The sequence below is a fragment of the Porcincola intestinalis genome (assembly GCF_009696445.1).
Classification (GTDB): domain Bacteria; phylum Bacillota; class Clostridia; order Lachnospirales; family Lachnospiraceae; genus Porcincola; species Porcincola intestinalis.
In genome coordinates this window covers 13698-28487 of record NZ_VULZ01000021.1, presented here as the reverse complement: position 1 = coordinate 28487, position 14790 = coordinate 13698, and the positions used below count along the sequence as shown (strand labels likewise).

Sequence of the window (14790 nt, the reverse complement as noted above, 5' to 3'; positions counted from 1 at the left end):
GAAAATCCTGTTGAATTCCGTTTCAGGTTGTGACATAATAAGTGTTGTGCAATCTTCCTCAATAGCTCAATGGTAGAGCATTCGGCTGTTAACCGAAGGGTTGTAGGTTCGAGCCCTACTTGGGGAGTTTATCCTTGAAGGATCTGGCCCCTTGGTCAAGCGGTTAAGACACCGCCCTTTCACGGCGATAACATGGGTTCAAATCCCGTAGGGGTCACTGATAAGGCGTCATAGCCAAGCGGTAAGGCAAAGGTCTGCAACACCTCTATCACCAGTTCGATTCTGGTTGACGCCTTGAAACCTCCACTCTTTGTGAGTGGAGGTTTTTTTATGTGAAGGCAGCTTTCCCTCTCTGTCTGATTAAGAATCTGCCATGCTGGCTTGTTTCATCAAGCAAAGCAATGTAAGATACTATGTAGGACAGAAACTGATGGCTCCAGTGCGCTTCTGCCGGACGAAAGGGGGATGTGCGATGGATAAAAGAATCATGAAGACCCGAAAGGGACTGAAGGATGCCTTGCTTTGCCTTCTTGAGGAACATCCATTTGAGGAGATCACGGTCACTGAGATCTGTGAGCATGCAAGAACCGGACGGCTGACGTTCTATAAGTATTATTCCGATAAGAACGAGCTGATGAGAGAATGCTTTCAGGATCTGCAGGAAGAGATTATGGACAGGATGCGGAAAGAGGGGGAGAATATCCGGGGAAGACTGCCGCAGATTTCCGATGATTCAGGAACGGGTCTTTCACCAAGACTGAACTGTCTTTTGTGCTGGATGGAGACCTACACGGATGTTGTAATTGATGTGCTGGGGGATCGCCGTTTTTTAACGGCAAAGATGATCGGAAACTCCGGAATGATGTATGAACTCTATCAGTTTATAATCAAGTGCCTGGAGAAGATGGAAAGGGAAAGTGAGATTCAGGACGATTTTCAGACAGGACGCGGCTGGACGCGATACCCGGTTCAGCAGGTCAACTCATTTCTTGCGATGGGAATGTGGGGGTATGTGTTCTCCTGCAGGGAGGGAACCGATATGACAAGAACCCGGCGGGATGCAAAGGCACTGCTCCGGGACCTGCTGGGAAGCGCCATTTTTATGCAGGCGACAGGCCAGAAGCCATGATGCAGGCTTGCTTGCAGATCATGGCTTCCGCAAACAGGAAGAAGCGATCCGCAGAGGAGGAATATAAAGCATGAGAACCATTACACTTGGCAGAACTGGAATCACTGTCCCTCAAAATGCATTCGGGGCATTGCCAATCCAGAGAATTCCAAAGGAGGACGCAGCACAGCTACTTCAGTGCGCCTATGAAGGCGGCATGCGGTTCTTCGACACTGCGAGGGCATACAGCGATTCGGAAGAGAAAATCGGATATGCATTTGGCAGAGAGGGCGGTATTTTCAAGACGGGGAGAGAGCATATTTTCATTGCATCGAAGACACATGCCCAGACACCTCAGGAGTTTCAAAACGATCTTGAGACTTCTCTCCGGATGTTGAACTGCGGCTATATTGATGTATATCAGTTTCATCAGATGGATACCTGCTGGAAGCCCGGCGATGGAACAGGAATGTACGAATGTATGCTGAAAGCGAAGGCAGAGGGAAAGATCCGTCACATCGGCGCTACAACGCACAAGTTAGGGGTTGCAATGGAGATTGTACAGTCCGGTCTCTACGAGACACTCCAGTATCCATTCAGCTACCTTGCGACAGAGAAGGAGATGGACCTTTACAGACAAGTTCAAAAAAGCGGGATGGGCTTTATCTGTATGAAGGGGCTTGCCGGAGGACTGATCAACAGAAGTGAGGCAGCGATGGCATTCATGGCACAATACGACAATGCGCTGCCGATCTGGGGAATTCAGCGGATGAGCGAGCTGAAAGAGTGGCTTGCTTACATGGACAGAACGCCGGAGATGACGCCGGAACTCGAAGCTTACATTCGGGATGAAAAGAGAGAGCTTGCCGGTAATTTTTGCCGCGGATGCGGCTATTGCATGCCCTGTACGGTGGGAATTACGATCAATCAGTGCAATAGAATGAGCCTGATGCTCAGACGTGCGCCGTCACAGGCATGGCTGACACCGCACTGGCAGACGGAAATGGAAAAAATCAACGACTGTGTGGACTGCAGGGTCTGTACGACCCGTTGCCCGTATGAACTGGATATCCCGAATCTGTTACGGGCTAATCTGAAGGATTACCAGGAGGTGCTTGCAGGTAAAGTAAGCGTCTCATAAGCCGAAGATGAGACGGATTTGGGCAGCTCCGGGAGCGGAAGGAGGACTGCGGACATGCTGCATGCTGCTGTGAGGGGCTTTGGACGTACACAGTTGAATCGTGGACCCCGGAAAGCACAGCATGAAGGCTGAGCGCGGGATAGAGATGCAGAAAAAAGAAATGGCGGAAAAAGGCGAAAATCTTGAGGAAAAAAGAAGACTGGCACTCGAGGTGATTGAGCGGCTGCGCCGGACATATCCGGATGCAGACTGTACGCTAGACTATGATGATGCCTGGAAGCTGCTTGTCAGTGTCAGGCTTGCAGCACAGTGTACAGATGCCAGAGTCAATGTTGTAGTGAAGGATCTTTATGCAAAGTATCCAAGTCCGGAGGCGCTTGCAAAGGCATCCCCGGAGGAGATCGAGGAGATTGTCCGCCCATGCGGCCTGGGCAGAAGTAAAGCCAGGGATATCAGCGGGTGTATGAGGATGCTGGTGACGGAATACGGCGGGAGGGTTCCGGATACAATGGAGGAGCTGCTGCGTCTGCCCGGTGTCGGCCGCAAGAGCGCCAACCTTGTACTGGGGGACGTGTTCGGAAAACCGGCGATCGTGACGGATACGCACTGCATTCGGTTATCCAACCGGATCGGACTTGTCGACAATCAGAAGGATCCGAAGCGCGTGGAGATGGCGCTCTGGAAAATCATCCCTCCGGAGGAAGGGAATCTCCTCTGCCACCGGTTTGTGCTTCACGGAAGAGAGGTCTGTACGGCGCGTACCAGTCCATTCTGCGAACGCTGCTGCCTGTCTGATATCTGCAGAAGTGCATTCACATTCCCGGTACCGGCTTCAAAGCGCTGAAACAATTACTGCCTTAAGTTTATCCGCCGGAAAGGACAGTGCGGACGGGCTCCCATTCCCGGATGAGACGTTCGACTGAACAGGCGGCATTGGCGGGACTTGTAGAGGGCAGCCGGATGGCACTTCTTCCAAGGACCGGCTCCTGATAGCGCTTGAAAAGACGCGCGCTTGTTGCCCCGTTGCAGAAGATCTGGCGGATGTCAGCCTCCTTCAGAATCTGTGACAGATCGGTCGGAATGACATTCCGGATCGAGCTGTCACTGGAGCCGATGATGTCGCACTGCCAGATTGTATCCCACAGCGCAATGTGAGAGTTGTGAAGAAGGCGCTTTTTTTCATCAATGGTTGTTGGAACGTCGGAGGAAGTCAGCGCTGCAATCACCTTCCAGAAGCGGTTTTGCGGGTGACCGTAGAAAAAGCCTGCTTCCCGGCTTTTCACAGAAGGAAAAGACCCCAGTATGAGGAGTCTGCTGTCTCTGTCATACAGGGGTCCGAACGTGTGTTTCAATGTCTGATATTCTGCCATGCGGATGCCTCCGGATGGGCTTTTTATTTTATGAATGCTTTCTGTCTCTGATCATGATGGCTGCCACCGAGATGATGGCCATGACCAGGCAGATGATTGCCCATCCCCTCATATAATGATAGAGCGGGGAGATGAAGAACGCAAGCGCTGTCGCGATAGCGAAGAGCACAAGCGAGACGATCGAACCGGAATCATCTTCCGATCTGTGCATCGCAACCCTGACAATGCTGCCCGCCAGAAGAAGACCTGCTATCACGATTCCAACGATGCCATTAAAATGACCGCTCGTCGTCAGAACATTCCATGCAGCCTCATACCCCGATACAACCAGAATGTAGGAAGCAATCACGATCCCAACGATGCCAGCCCAGAGTTTCAGTCCCTTCATGATAATCCCTCCTTTGAAAATGAATGCATGTCTAAACAAATTCATTTCCTGTATTCATCATATCATGCAGGATGGGATGGCGCAATAGTCATTCTGTAAGCTGTGTAAGGCTCTGGTAAAAGCTTCGAAATAATTCGTAAAATTGTCATTCCGAAGGGGTGGGATCAGGCATCGCAGCCGGTTCCTGGTCATGAGGACAGTCGCAGCCGAGCAGCTTGTACAGCAGCCTGTAGAGTTCGTCAGACTCCTCAGGTGTCAGGTTATTGACGCAGCGCGACATCTTTTCCGGGATGGTTTTTGCGCGTTCCTGGAGCTGTTCGCCTTCCTCTGTCAGTGTGACGATCAGGACACGTTCATCCTTGTGGGCTCTCTTCCGCGTGACCCATCCCTTCTGTTCAAGCTTCTTTAACAGCGGGGTCAGTGTCCCGGAATCAAGGAAGAGACATTCACCCAGCTCCTTGACAGAGAGCTGTCTGCGTTCCCACATCACCATCATCGTAATGTACTGTGTGTATGTCAGGTCGAGCTCGTCCAGAAAGGGTTTGTATTTTTTGACAATCTCGCGGCTGCAGGCATACAGCGGAAAACACAGCTGGTTTTTCAGACGGAGCATGTCATAACAAAGATCCATGTTTTTTCATCTCCTGTTGAACGGATATTGATGTGGCCAATCAATTTTATTGAGCACAATCTATTTATGCATTTTATCTGAAAACCCATGAAGTGTCAATAAGAAGATGTATATGCCTGGATGAATGCGTCTGGATGAAGAAGATATAGAGTTGACATATACCCCTGATGGGTATATAGTACCAATTGCAGGCTATATACCCAGGAAGGGTATTAGAACAAGACCTGACAGATTGAGTCAGATGGTCGATCAGGGGAAGAGAAAACGAGGAGGTACTGCATATGGAACAGGTGCAGGAACAGAAGAAGTCAGAGGATGTTCACTCCTGCTGTGGAAGCGAAAGGCATAAAAAACGGTCACCGGAGGAAATCCGGTCACTGACCAACCGTCTCTCACGGATAGAGGGACAGATCCGCGGCATCCGAAGCATGGTCGAAGGAGGCGCCTACTGTCCGGACATTCTGGTTCAGTCATCTGCCGTCACAGCGGCTATGAATGCATTTAACAAAGAGCTGCTGGCATCTCATATCAGGACCTGTGTCGCCGAGGATATCCGGGCAGGAGATGACGCAACGATCGATGAACTGGTCAGACTGCTTCAGAAACTGATGAAGTGAAGCGTTCTCAGCCTGGATTTTCAGTCTGGCAGAATCATATGGAAGCCTGCAGTGTGTATGAATACGGAAAACCGAGAGGAGGATATGTGATGACAAAAACATTGAAGATCGAGGGAATGATGTGCGGACACTGTGAGATGACCGTGAAGAAGGCGCTGGAGAAGCTTGAGGGTGTCAGCAGCGCGGAGGTTTCCCATGAGAAGGGGGAGGCAGTGGTCAAGCTTGATGCAGATGTTGACGATGCCATTCTGAGAAAGGCAGTCGAGGATAAAGACTATAAGGTGACAGGAATCATCGCCTGAGGACAGAGTGACAATCGACAGATATCTGTGCCTGTGCTATACTTTTTTCGTAAAAGAAAAGAGCCGCACAGGCACTTTCTGTCTTCAGAAAGGGGTGAATCCATATATGAAGAACATCGTCATTACCATTGCGCGCTACTATGGAAGCGGCGGAAGGACCGTCGGACAGATGCTGGCGAAGGACCTCGGGATCGGCTACTATGACAAGGAGATCCTGCGGCTTGCCTCAGAAGATTCAGGCATCAACGAGGCACTGTTTGCGAATGCAGACGAGAAGCTCAGGGGGACACAGCTGTTCCGGATTATGCGGAGAGAATATCATGGCGAGCTGATCCCGCCGGAGGGGAGAGATTTTCTGTCCAACCGTAACCTGTTTAACTATCAGGCGAAGGTGATTGAGGGGCTTGCCCAGGAGGAATCCTGTGTGATCATCGGGCGCTGTGCGGATTACATCCTGAAAGACAGGGAGAATGTCATGAGCGTATTCGTCTATGCTTCTCCGGCCTACTGCCTGCAGCAGGCAAAGCTGCGCGGGGCGAACGGCGGTCGTACGACGATGAAGTATGTGGATGAGATTAATAAGTACCGGGCGGACTACACGAAGTACTATACCGGGCACGACTGGAATGACGTCCGTAACTATGATCTCTGCATCAACAGCGGAAAGCTCGGCTTCGAGGGAACGGAGCAGGCGATCAAAGACTATATCAGGGTCCGGTTCCCGGATTATGAGAATCCGAATCTGTGAGATAATTTTCGAATGAACAAAAGAGAACGCTTCAAAAAAGCACTGCAGCAGCCGTGGGCAGCGATGACCTTCGCTGCCTGCTCCGCAGTGGTACTGTATCTGCTCCTCTCTAATCTCAGAGTGATTGGAAGAGGGATCGGCGGACTGATCGGTTTTGTCAAACCCGTCCTTATCGGGCTGATCATTGCATACGTGACGGATCCGCTGGTTGTTTTTTTTGAACAGAAGGTATTCAGAAGGGTGAGGCAGGACACGGTCCGGAGAGGACTGAGCGTCCTGCTTACATTTTTCAGCATCGTCCTGTTTATCGTTCTGATTCTGGTCGCGCTGATCCCACAGCTGATTTCGAGCGTGCGTTTGTTTATATCCAATCTGGATTCATACAGCTCAGCCTTCAGCGGCCTGATGCAGCAGCTCAACGACTGGGCTTCGTCGCACAACGTTGACATCTCGCAGTACACCTCTGTCGGTACAAATGCGGTTCAGCTGATTACGAGCCGGCTTCCGAAGAGCGTAGACGGGCTTCTGAACACGACCATCACCTACGGGAAGAACGTGTTTGACGGTGTGATTGCGGTCATCATCGCGATCTACTTTCTGATGGACAAGGTCAGAATCCGGAAAGGGGCGCACCGGCTGTGGAGGGCAATCGTCAGCGACAGCGGATATCAGAAAAGCAACCATTTTCTGGGACGATGCAATGAAATCATGATCCGCTTCATCCTCTGCGACCTTCTGGATGGATTTATTATCGGAATTGCGAATGCAGTGTTTATGCTGGTTGTCGGCTATCCGTACGTACCTCTGATCTCCGTTGTCGTCGGCGTCACGAATCTGGCGCCGACCTTCGGACCGATTCTGGGTGCCGTGACCGGGGCGGGCATCCTGGTTCTGATAAATCCGTGGTATGCACTGGTGTTTTTGATCTTTACGATCGCGCTGCAGACGGTTGACGGCTATGTGATCAAGCCGAAGCTGTTTGGCAATACGCTCGGTGTTCCTTCGATCGGAATATTGATTTCAATCATCGTGTTCGGCAGAATGTTCGGAGCAGTGGGTGTGTTGCTGTCCATTCCATTTGCAGCAATCATCGACTATATCTATAAAGATGGCATCCTCCCGAAGCTGGAGGCCAGGAAGACGAAGAGGGATCAGGAAAAGAAGGAGAAAAGCGGGATGACCGCCCGGAAGAGGCAGGAAAGCCAGACAGAACGAACGGACAAGGAATGAAAAAGGATCCGCCGGAGAGGCGGATCCTTTTTGACGGTTCAGATATTGGATTCAATCGATGAACTTCGGTCCGATGTAACCGGTGACACCGCCAACTTCAATTTTTGCCCAGCCTTCGACGATGCCGTAGTAATTGACAGATTCGCCGCCGTACAGCGAACCGATGATGTTGTCACCGTAGCCGGGTTCGCTCCTGATGTAGCAGGCGCTTGTGATCGTTGCCGTTGAAGGAGCGGATGTCTCCTGCTGAACCTGCTGCTCAGGCTGTGCCTCGTTCGCACCGTTCTCATCGCCGCCTTCCTGAGAAGCAGAGCTTCCCGGAAGAATCACAATCTGATCGGACCCTCCGGATGAAGAGCCGGTATCCGTGGACGAGCTGGAGGCTGAACTGGAGGAGCTGCCCGCCGGAGCCGTATAGTTTCCGACGGAGGAGCCGGTATCCATATTCGTGACGGAGGAGGCATTGCCCTTCACAGAGGAAGAACCGCCGGCAAGATAGCTGGTCTTTGCAGAAGAAGCTGTTGTTTCCTTCGTGGTACTTTTCGATGTGGCATTGTCAAGATCTGTTGTCCCGATGCCGGATACGGTGGAGGCGTCGGACTTCGAACCGGACGAAGTGCCGGGCTGCGCCGCCTTGGCAGTTGTTTTTTCAGTGGCTTTTGTGTCTGCTTTTTCAGTCACTTTTTCAGTTGTTTTTTCGGTCCTCTTTTCTGTCTGACGCTCGGTCGGCTTTTCGGTCGCTTTCTGTGTCGCTTTTTCAGATTCAGACTGTGTCGACGCTTCTGTTACAGACTCAGACATAATGACAATATCGGAGGCCGGATTCTGTCCGGATTCGGAAGGCTTTTTGCTACGGTACTGTCCGACGAGAGTTGTGACCATGACGATGACGACGACAATCAGAAGCGCGGCTATGATCAGAACAAGATACCGGAGATTATCCGACAGCCATTCGCGGAAGGAGCTGTCTCCCTGGGACTTGTTTGTGTGTTTGTTGCTCATGTGGTGAACCCTCCTGATTCATTCTTGCTGCCATAGATAACCGTCATTTTAGACGATTTACCGTATTCTTTCAAGCCGTGATCTGACAGGCAGGAGAATCAGGATTGTTGCAGGTTGTTGCAGAATTGAGGCAGAAATGATCGGGGAGAAATAAGGGATGGATTTGCTCCGCCTGAGATGGATATGCTAAAATAGATCAGTACCGGTTTGCCTGAAAAAATACAAAAAACACATGGAAATAACGCATTCAATCACACAAACACGCTTGGGACATGGACAGATGAGTGAAGAACGGCTGCATACGCAGTGAGGAGAGACAAAAGAGAGCAATTTCGGGAGGAAAGATGTCGGATAAGAGGACAGGACAGCCAGGTGAGCATCTGGTCGATCAGAGTTTTGACGGGTATCTGGATGACGATCTGATCACCGAGGACGAGGAGAAGTACTACAGCGCGGAGATTGATCCGGAGGAGATGAGAGTGTTCCGGGAAAGGCAGCAGAACCAGAAAGGCCGCGGCCGAAAATGGGACCAGGCGAGAAAGGAAGAATCCGGGCCCCGCTCCGGGGGGATGCAGGGCTGGCAGGCACAGGACAGCGGAATGGACGGAGCCGGGATTCAGCGTGTACATGGAAGACTGATCGATGAGGACGATCCGGAGATCGATGCACGGATTGATGATGCGATGTCGCGCCGGGCGCAGAGAAGAAGAAGAGAGCGCAGGACACGCAACCTGTTTATCACAGTGGTGATTGTGCTGATCGCCCTTCTCGCCTGTTTCACCTATGCGAGGGTGCTTGTCCCGCAGGACAGCGATCTTCCATGGCCATCGTTCCTGGGGAGCAGACCTGACAAGGTGCCTGCGGCGCTTTCATTTTTAGACAAAAAATCCGGAAGCGGCAAGGAAGAGTCAGGCGGAAGCAGTGTGGTTGTGAAGGAAACGCAGGCACCGCAGCTGAGCCTGGAAACGGAGGCAAAGGAGACGGAGGCCGCGCCCGTACAGACGACGGAGACGCCTCAGACAACACAGACAGCTGCCTCAGGTGCCAGTGCAGACACGATCGCGAAGGCGCAGCTGATGGCGGAGCAGTATGACTACGACGGGGCCATCAGCCTCCTTCAGAGCATTCCTGACTATCAGAATGACCAGACCATCACGGACGCGATTTCGCAGTATCAGGCGACAAAGGCCAGCTGCGTGGCAGCAGACGTGACGACGGTGCCGCACATTTTCTACCACTCGCTGGTCAATGATCCGTCCAGAGCGTTTAATGCAAGCGTGCTGGGGCAGTCTCAGGCGGACGGCTTCAATGCCTGGATGGTGACGACCGACGAGTTTGATCAGGTGACACAGCGGCTGTACGATGCGGGCTATGTCTATGTACGGCTGCGCGATCTGGTTGTGGAGACGACAGACGCAGACGGAACGCCGCACTTTACGCCCAACACCAGCCTGATGCTCCCGCCGGGGAAGAAGCCGATTGTCCTTTCCGTCGATGACTGCAGCTACTACCACTCCTATGAGCCTGCCGGGTTCCCGGATAAGCTTGTTCTGGATGAGAACGGACAGGTCAAGTGTCACTATGTTGACGCAAACGGGCAGGAGTCTGTCGGGGATTATGATGTCGTGCCGAGGCTCAACACATTTCTGGCACAGCATCCGGACGGATGTTATAAGGGCGCAAGGGGCATCATGGCAATGACCGGGTATAACGGTGTCTTCGGTTACCGGACAGATACTGATTACGTAAAGAAGGAGCATCTGGAGGATGACCAGGCCAAGTGGCTTCAGGCACACCCGGAATATAATTTCGACAAGGATGTGGCGGATGCGAAGGTGATTGCGCAGGCGCTGAAGGATGAAGGATGGGAGTTTGCGTCTCACACATGGGGACATCTGTCCGTCACGGATAAGACAGCCGAACAGCTGAAGACGGACAATGAACGGTGGGTTGCGACGGTGGAACCGATCCTCGGGAAGACCGATACGATCATCTTTGCACATGGCAATGACATCGGCGACTGGACCGGATATTCCGACGACAATGATAAGTACGCGTACTACAACAGTGTTGGATATCACTTCTACTGCAACGTAGACGGGTCAGTCCCGCACTGGGTGCAGATAACAGACAAGTATGTACGACAGGGCAGAATTGATATCGACGGATACCGGCTGTGGCTGTGTAAGAACGGGCAGGACACCTCGCTCAGCAAGCTGATTGACACATCCGGGATCTTTAACGACCAGCGTCCGACGCCGGTTGTGGCAAATGGACAGTCCTGAAACGAAGATGAAAAGGGAGAGCCGGTCGTCCAGATTGGGACGGCCAACTCTCCCTTTTTCAGAATTTTCTCAGACTGCGGCAGAGACAATGTCAGGCCCCTGACAGGATCATGTTTTGCCGGAACGCTTCTTAAAATACTGGGCGTTGCGCTTTTCCTCGCCCTTTGCAACTCGGATCAGCCCGGGAAGATGTCTGTCAAACATGATGGCGGCAAGCACCAGAGCAAGCACGCCGGCCTCCGCACCCTTGAACAGGAATGTCAGGACAGCAAAGAGGGTGGTAATCACAACAGCGCCCACAGGGAGGTAGCCGGTGGAAAAGACGACAAGCATCCCGATGGCATCGGAGATCAGTCCGAGGAGCGGGGCATACAGGAAGATGCCCATGCATGTTGTGGCGACACCCTTCCCGCCACGGAAGCGGTGCCAGAGCGGCCAGTTATGACCGACTGTGCATCCGAGGACCGCATACAGCCGGAGCACGGGAGCACCCTTCGGGAACAGAAGCATTGTGACGAGGACGGCGGCAATCGTCTTCAGAAGGTCGCCTGAAAGAACGAGGGCACCGGCCTTGAAGCCGAACTGCCGCATGACATTGGCCATGCCGGGATTCCCGGAACCAACCTCAAAGACATTTTTTCCGGTTTTTTTACGGACCACCAGATCGGCTGTCAGAATCGTACCGAAGAGATAGCCGATCAGGAGACTGATAAGTTTTGCTGCCATATGGAACCTCCGGATTCATATTTGAAACAAGACGGGAAGCAAGTCAGTGAACGGGCAGACCGGGTCATGTGCTTCGGCGTTATCGCAGGTATCGCATCAGGAGTGTCACTGCCGAAGCACCAGAACTCGGATGAAGAGCAGCGCTGCGATGGCGATGACACTGACAACAACCCACCTCAAAGTCCTGCCCGCTGCATTGGGGGCCGCTCCGGAAGAATCGGGCAGATGTACCTGTGTTTTCAGAAGCGCCTGCGCTCTCGGAGCATCCTCCTCGGGGACCAGGATTTCAATGCCAACGGGGCTTCCGATTGCGTAAAGATCCCGGATTCCGCTGCCCTTTTCTGCATGGATGCCCGATTTTTCAAGTAAACTGATCCAGGCGTCGGCATCCTGCTGCGTTGGCGCATATGCCAGGTGTACCTTTTTCATATCTGTTTTGATCTGATCCATCATTGCCATGATCCTGTACCTCTTCTGAATTTGCCGAACGTGTCCGATCCTGCCTTGACCGATTCGAATCTGCTGTTTCGGGACCATTATACCTGAGCGTGACAGAGGGAGCAACCGCAGCAAAAGGCGTCTGACAAATGCCCATCCATCTGCTCAGAAATGCCGGAAAACAGGCCATATCCCGGATGATTGACAAAAGAGAGACATTGTCGCTTGCCACGGAAAAGAGGCAGGATGTACACTTCAAAGCAGGATCAGTCATTGTGCGGGTTCTGATACGGAAACTGCACAGTGAATATGCAATGCAAAGATATGGGAGGATATAGAAGTGGCTTACAATCCAGATTCATTTGCGCACAAAGCAGAGCGTAAGGGGGTCGAGCTTCTTGTAGATGCTGCGATCAAGCATACAAACAAGGACAGACAGAAGGCGATGATGCAGTTCATCGATCTTGCCCAGAAGTTCATCGGGGACACCTGGGATCCGGCGGCTTATGACAGAATGCGCGATGCCATCGCGACCACCGACACAAAGTGGTACAAGTACATCAGCGGTCTGTTCGATGATATTACACCGAAGCAGATGAAGGCGCTGGCGGTGAATGTCGGCTATGAGGCAGGTATCCGTGGTTATAAGCAGACCCGCCAGATGGCAGAAAAGTACAATTGCAATGTACCGTGGGTCATCCTGATGGATCCGACTTCCGCGTGCAACCTCCGCTGCACAGGCTGCTGGGCGGCAGAGTATGGCCATACGCTCGCTCTGACGTATGAGGAGCTTGAGAGCATTGTAAAGCAGGGACGTGAGCTTGGCATCCATGCTTATGTCATGACCGGCGGGGAGCCGATGATGCGCAAGAAGGATATTATCCGCCTTGCAGAGGAATTCCAGGACTGCTATTTCCTGTTCTACACGAACGGAACGCTGATCGATGAGGAGTTCTGCAAGGAGATGGTTCGTGTCGGGAATGTCAGCCCCAACATCTCCATCGAGGGCTTTGAGGAGGCGAATGACAGCCGTCGCGGCAAGGGAACCTTCGACAAGATCATGCATGCGATGGATCTGATGAAGGAGTACAAGTGCCTGTTCGGGGCATCCATCTGCTACACTTCCGTCAACTACAAGGTCGTCACCAGCGACGAGTTCCTGGACATGCTGATCGAGAAGGGCTGCAAGATGCTCTGGTACTTCCATTACATGCCGGTCGGATGCGGAGCAAGCACGGATCTTCTTCTGACACCGGAAGAGCGCGAGTACATGATTCAGAGAGTCCGCTGGATCCGCGGTTACCACACCGGAAAGCCGATCATGGCCATCGACTTCCAGAATGACGGTGAGTATATCCATGGCTGCATCGCAGGCGGAAAGTATTACCTGCACATCAACCCGAACGGGGATGTGGAGCCGTGTGTCTTCATCCACTACTCATCAGCGAACATCAAGAACCAGACGCTGCTTGAGGCACTTCAGCAGCCGCTGTTCATGGAGTACAGAAAGAACCAGCCGTTCAATCACAACTACCTGCAGCCGTGCCCGATGCTTGAGAATCCGGAGAAGCTGCGCGCCATGGTCAAGGCCAGCGGTGCAAAGTCCACCGATATGGAGGCACCGGAGGATGTCGATGCACTCTGCGACAAGTGCGAGGACTATGCAAAGAAGTGGGCGCCTGTTGCCGAGAAGCAGTGGGAGGAGAAGCACTTCACCAGAAGTGACGGCAAGGAAGAGGGTTCCATGCAGGCTGTGAAGTAAGAAACTGCACAGGAACAAGACGTCTCGATGAAAAGACAGAAAAAGATCTCCGGGGCTGCGGGTGCAGCTCCGGAGATCTTTTATCTTCTCATTAGGAAGCTTTTTGGGGGATGGAGGCTTCATGATTTTCCACGGTTTTCCGAATACAGAGAACCGAAATCACTGAATGGCCAGTAGCAGATATAAGCCTTGCCGAGGATTTTCTTCTTCGGGACAAAGGCATACTGCATGGCTTCCTTCTCATTGGCGGCAAGCCCTTCACGGATCGCGAGTGACGGCCAGTAGCGGGCATCGTTGGAATTGTTCCGGTTATCCCCAAGCATCAGATATTCTCCTTCCGGAACCTCGAACGTAAAGCCATCGTTCTCGACAGTCCAGGTACCGTTGATGTAGGATTCCTCCAGCTTTTTCCCGTCGATGTAAACGGCTCCTTCCTTGATCTCAACCTTCTCGCCGGGAAGTCCGATGATTCGCTTGATATAGTGCGTGTTTTTCCCGAGTGCGTCATCGATCGGATAGCGGAAAACGACAATATCTCCCCGCTTCGGACTGCTCTTCCAGTATGCAAAACGCGTACCGAGAACCCGCGAGTGCGTCATGATGGTTTTTTCCATCGAGCCGCTCGGAACGGTCGCATTGATAATGATGACATTGTCGATGAAGAAAGCAAGGGCGACAGCAATGACAATCACCTCGACCCAGCTGAGGACTTCCTTCAGCATCGACTGCTCCCCTTTCCCGCCGGAAGCCCCTCCGGCTGATTGCTGGCTTTTGTCCGTGCTCTTCGGCATGTGGAAACCCCTTCTTTTCATGAAAATGATTTTGCCTTCATAATAAAAAACATCGGCAAAATCCTGAACAGAAACAGACCTAGTATATCACCCGCAGCGCGGATCGTCCAACGGCACAGAAAATATCCGGACACGCTCAGCCGTACAATCACGCAGTCATGGCTTAAGGTATTCGCTTAAGGTATTCTTAAGAGGATCGACAGCTTGTTTTTAACCGCTTCAGATGGTATGATAAGACTCACTTGAAGTTC

At 52.2% G+C, this 14790-nt stretch carries 15 protein-coding genes, 3 tRNA genes and 1 pseudogene; 12 read left to right on the top strand and 7 right to left on the bottom strand.

The window, feature by feature from the left end; translation table 11 throughout:
* Positions 1-55: 55 nt before the first annotated feature.
* The 6 genes from FYJ35_RS13860 (at position 56) to FYJ35_RS13835 (ending at position 3093) form a co-directional block, all read left to right on the top strand.
* Positions 56-127: transfer RNA gene (locus FYJ35_RS13860), tRNA-Asn, on the top strand.
* A gap of 18 nt (positions 128-145) precedes the next feature.
* Positions 146-217 (top strand) — tRNA-Glu (locus FYJ35_RS13855).
* A gap of 7 nt (positions 218-224) precedes the next feature.
* A tRNA-Cys gene (locus FYJ35_RS13850) sits at positions 225-295 on the top strand.
* Between the two features lie 177 nt (positions 296-472).
* A complete protein-coding gene (locus FYJ35_RS13845; protein WP_205839860.1) occupies positions 473-1129 on the top strand; it encodes a TetR/AcrR family transcriptional regulator in 657 nt (218 codons plus the stop codon).
* A gap of 70 nt (positions 1130-1199) precedes the next feature.
* Positions 1200-2249, top strand: coding sequence for an aldo/keto reductase (locus tag FYJ35_RS13840; RefSeq protein ID WP_154527494.1), 1050 nt, complete (start codon positions 1200-1202; stop codon positions 2247-2249).
* Positions 2250-2394: 145 nt separating this feature from the next.
* The gene (locus tag FYJ35_RS13835) at positions 2395-3093 is read left to right on the top strand and encodes an endonuclease III domain-containing protein (protein WP_235906589.1); all 699 of its coding nucleotides are present in this window, start codon (positions 2395-2397) and stop codon (positions 3091-3093) included.
* Between the two features lie 19 nt (positions 3094-3112).
* Here FYJ35_RS13835 and FYJ35_RS13830 read toward each other — a convergent pair whose 3' ends face one another.
* The 3 genes from FYJ35_RS13830 to FYJ35_RS13820 all read right to left on the bottom strand — a co-directional run bounded on the left by FYJ35_RS13830 (position 3113) and on the right by FYJ35_RS13820 (position 4638).
* Complete coding sequence (locus FYJ35_RS13830; protein WP_154527493.1) at positions 3113-3619, bottom strand: DNA-deoxyinosine glycosylase; 507 nt, start codon at positions 3617-3619, stop codon at positions 3113-3115.
* Positions 3620-3647: 28 nt separating this feature from the next.
* Complete coding sequence (locus FYJ35_RS13825) at positions 3648-4007, bottom strand: hypothetical protein (RefSeq protein WP_154527492.1); 360 nt, start codon at positions 4005-4007, stop codon at positions 3648-3650.
* 145 nt (positions 4008-4152) lie between these two features.
* Positions 4153-4638, bottom strand: a complete 486-nt coding sequence (locus FYJ35_RS13820; protein WP_154527491.1) for a MarR family winged helix-turn-helix transcriptional regulator — start codon at positions 4636-4638, stop codon at positions 4153-4155.
* 281 nt (positions 4639-4919) lie between these two features.
* Here FYJ35_RS13820 and FYJ35_RS13815 point away from each other — a divergent pair, with 281 nt between their 5' ends.
* The 4 genes and pseudogenes from FYJ35_RS13815 to FYJ35_RS13800 all read left to right on the top strand — a co-directional run bounded on the left by FYJ35_RS13815 (position 4920) and on the right by FYJ35_RS13800 (position 7535).
* Entirely contained in the window at positions 4920-5255 is a 336-nt protein-coding gene (locus FYJ35_RS13815; RefSeq protein WP_154527490.1) for a metal-sensing transcriptional repressor, read from the top strand.
* Between the two features lie 89 nt (positions 5256-5344).
* A pseudogene (locus FYJ35_RS13810) lies at positions 5345-5557 on the top strand (heavy-metal-associated domain-containing protein); the annotation flags it as partial.
* Positions 5558-5663: 106 nt separating this feature from the next.
* Positions 5664-6305: a cytidylate kinase-like family protein gene (locus FYJ35_RS13805; protein WP_154527488.1), complete on the top strand. Its 642-nt coding sequence runs from the start codon at positions 5664-5666 to the stop codon at positions 6303-6305.
* 12 nt (positions 6306-6317) lie between these two features.
* Positions 6318-7535: an AI-2E family transporter gene (locus FYJ35_RS13800; protein ID WP_154527487.1), complete on the top strand. Its 1218-nt coding sequence runs from the start codon at positions 6318-6320 to the stop codon at positions 7533-7535.
* Between the two features lie 51 nt (positions 7536-7586).
* On the opposite strand, the gene FYJ35_RS13795 is transcribed toward FYJ35_RS13800, so the two are convergent.
* On the bottom strand, positions 7587-8537 hold the full coding sequence (locus FYJ35_RS13795; RefSeq protein WP_154527486.1) for an SH3 domain-containing protein: 951 nt from the start codon (positions 8535-8537) through the stop codon (positions 7587-7589).
* A 344-nt stretch (positions 8538-8881) separates the two neighbouring features.
* Here FYJ35_RS13795 and FYJ35_RS13790 point away from each other — a divergent pair, with 344 nt between their 5' ends.
* Positions 8882-10822 carry a polysaccharide deacetylase family protein gene (locus FYJ35_RS13790; protein ID WP_154527485.1) on the top strand — a complete coding sequence of 647 codons (1941 nt, stop codon included), beginning with the start codon at positions 8882-8884 and terminating at the stop codon, positions 10820-10822.
* A gap of 108 nt (positions 10823-10930) precedes the next feature.
* Here FYJ35_RS13790 and FYJ35_RS13785 read toward each other — a convergent pair whose 3' ends face one another.
* A complete protein-coding gene (locus FYJ35_RS13785) occupies positions 10931-11548 on the bottom strand; it encodes a glycerol-3-phosphate acyltransferase (RefSeq protein WP_154527484.1) in 618 nt (205 codons plus the stop codon).
* A gap of 105 nt (positions 11549-11653) precedes the next feature.
* Positions 11654-12007, bottom strand: coding sequence for a putative signal transducing protein (locus tag FYJ35_RS13780; protein WP_154527483.1), 354 nt, complete (start codon positions 12005-12007; stop codon positions 11654-11656).
* A 319-nt stretch (positions 12008-12326) separates the two neighbouring features.
* Here FYJ35_RS13780 and FYJ35_RS13775 point away from each other — a divergent pair, with 319 nt between their 5' ends.
* Positions 12327-13748 (top strand): radical SAM protein, encoded by a 1422-nt coding sequence (locus FYJ35_RS13775; protein WP_320807679.1) that lies wholly within the window; start codon positions 12327-12329, stop codon positions 13746-13748.
* A 119-nt stretch (positions 13749-13867) separates the two neighbouring features.
* Here the strand turns inward: FYJ35_RS13775 and lepB are convergent, their stop codons facing one another.
* Positions 13868-14539 (bottom strand): signal peptidase I, encoded by a 672-nt coding sequence (lepB, locus tag FYJ35_RS13770; RefSeq protein WP_235906588.1) that lies wholly within the window; start codon positions 14537-14539, stop codon positions 13868-13870.
* Positions 14540-14790: the final 251 nt, after the last annotated feature.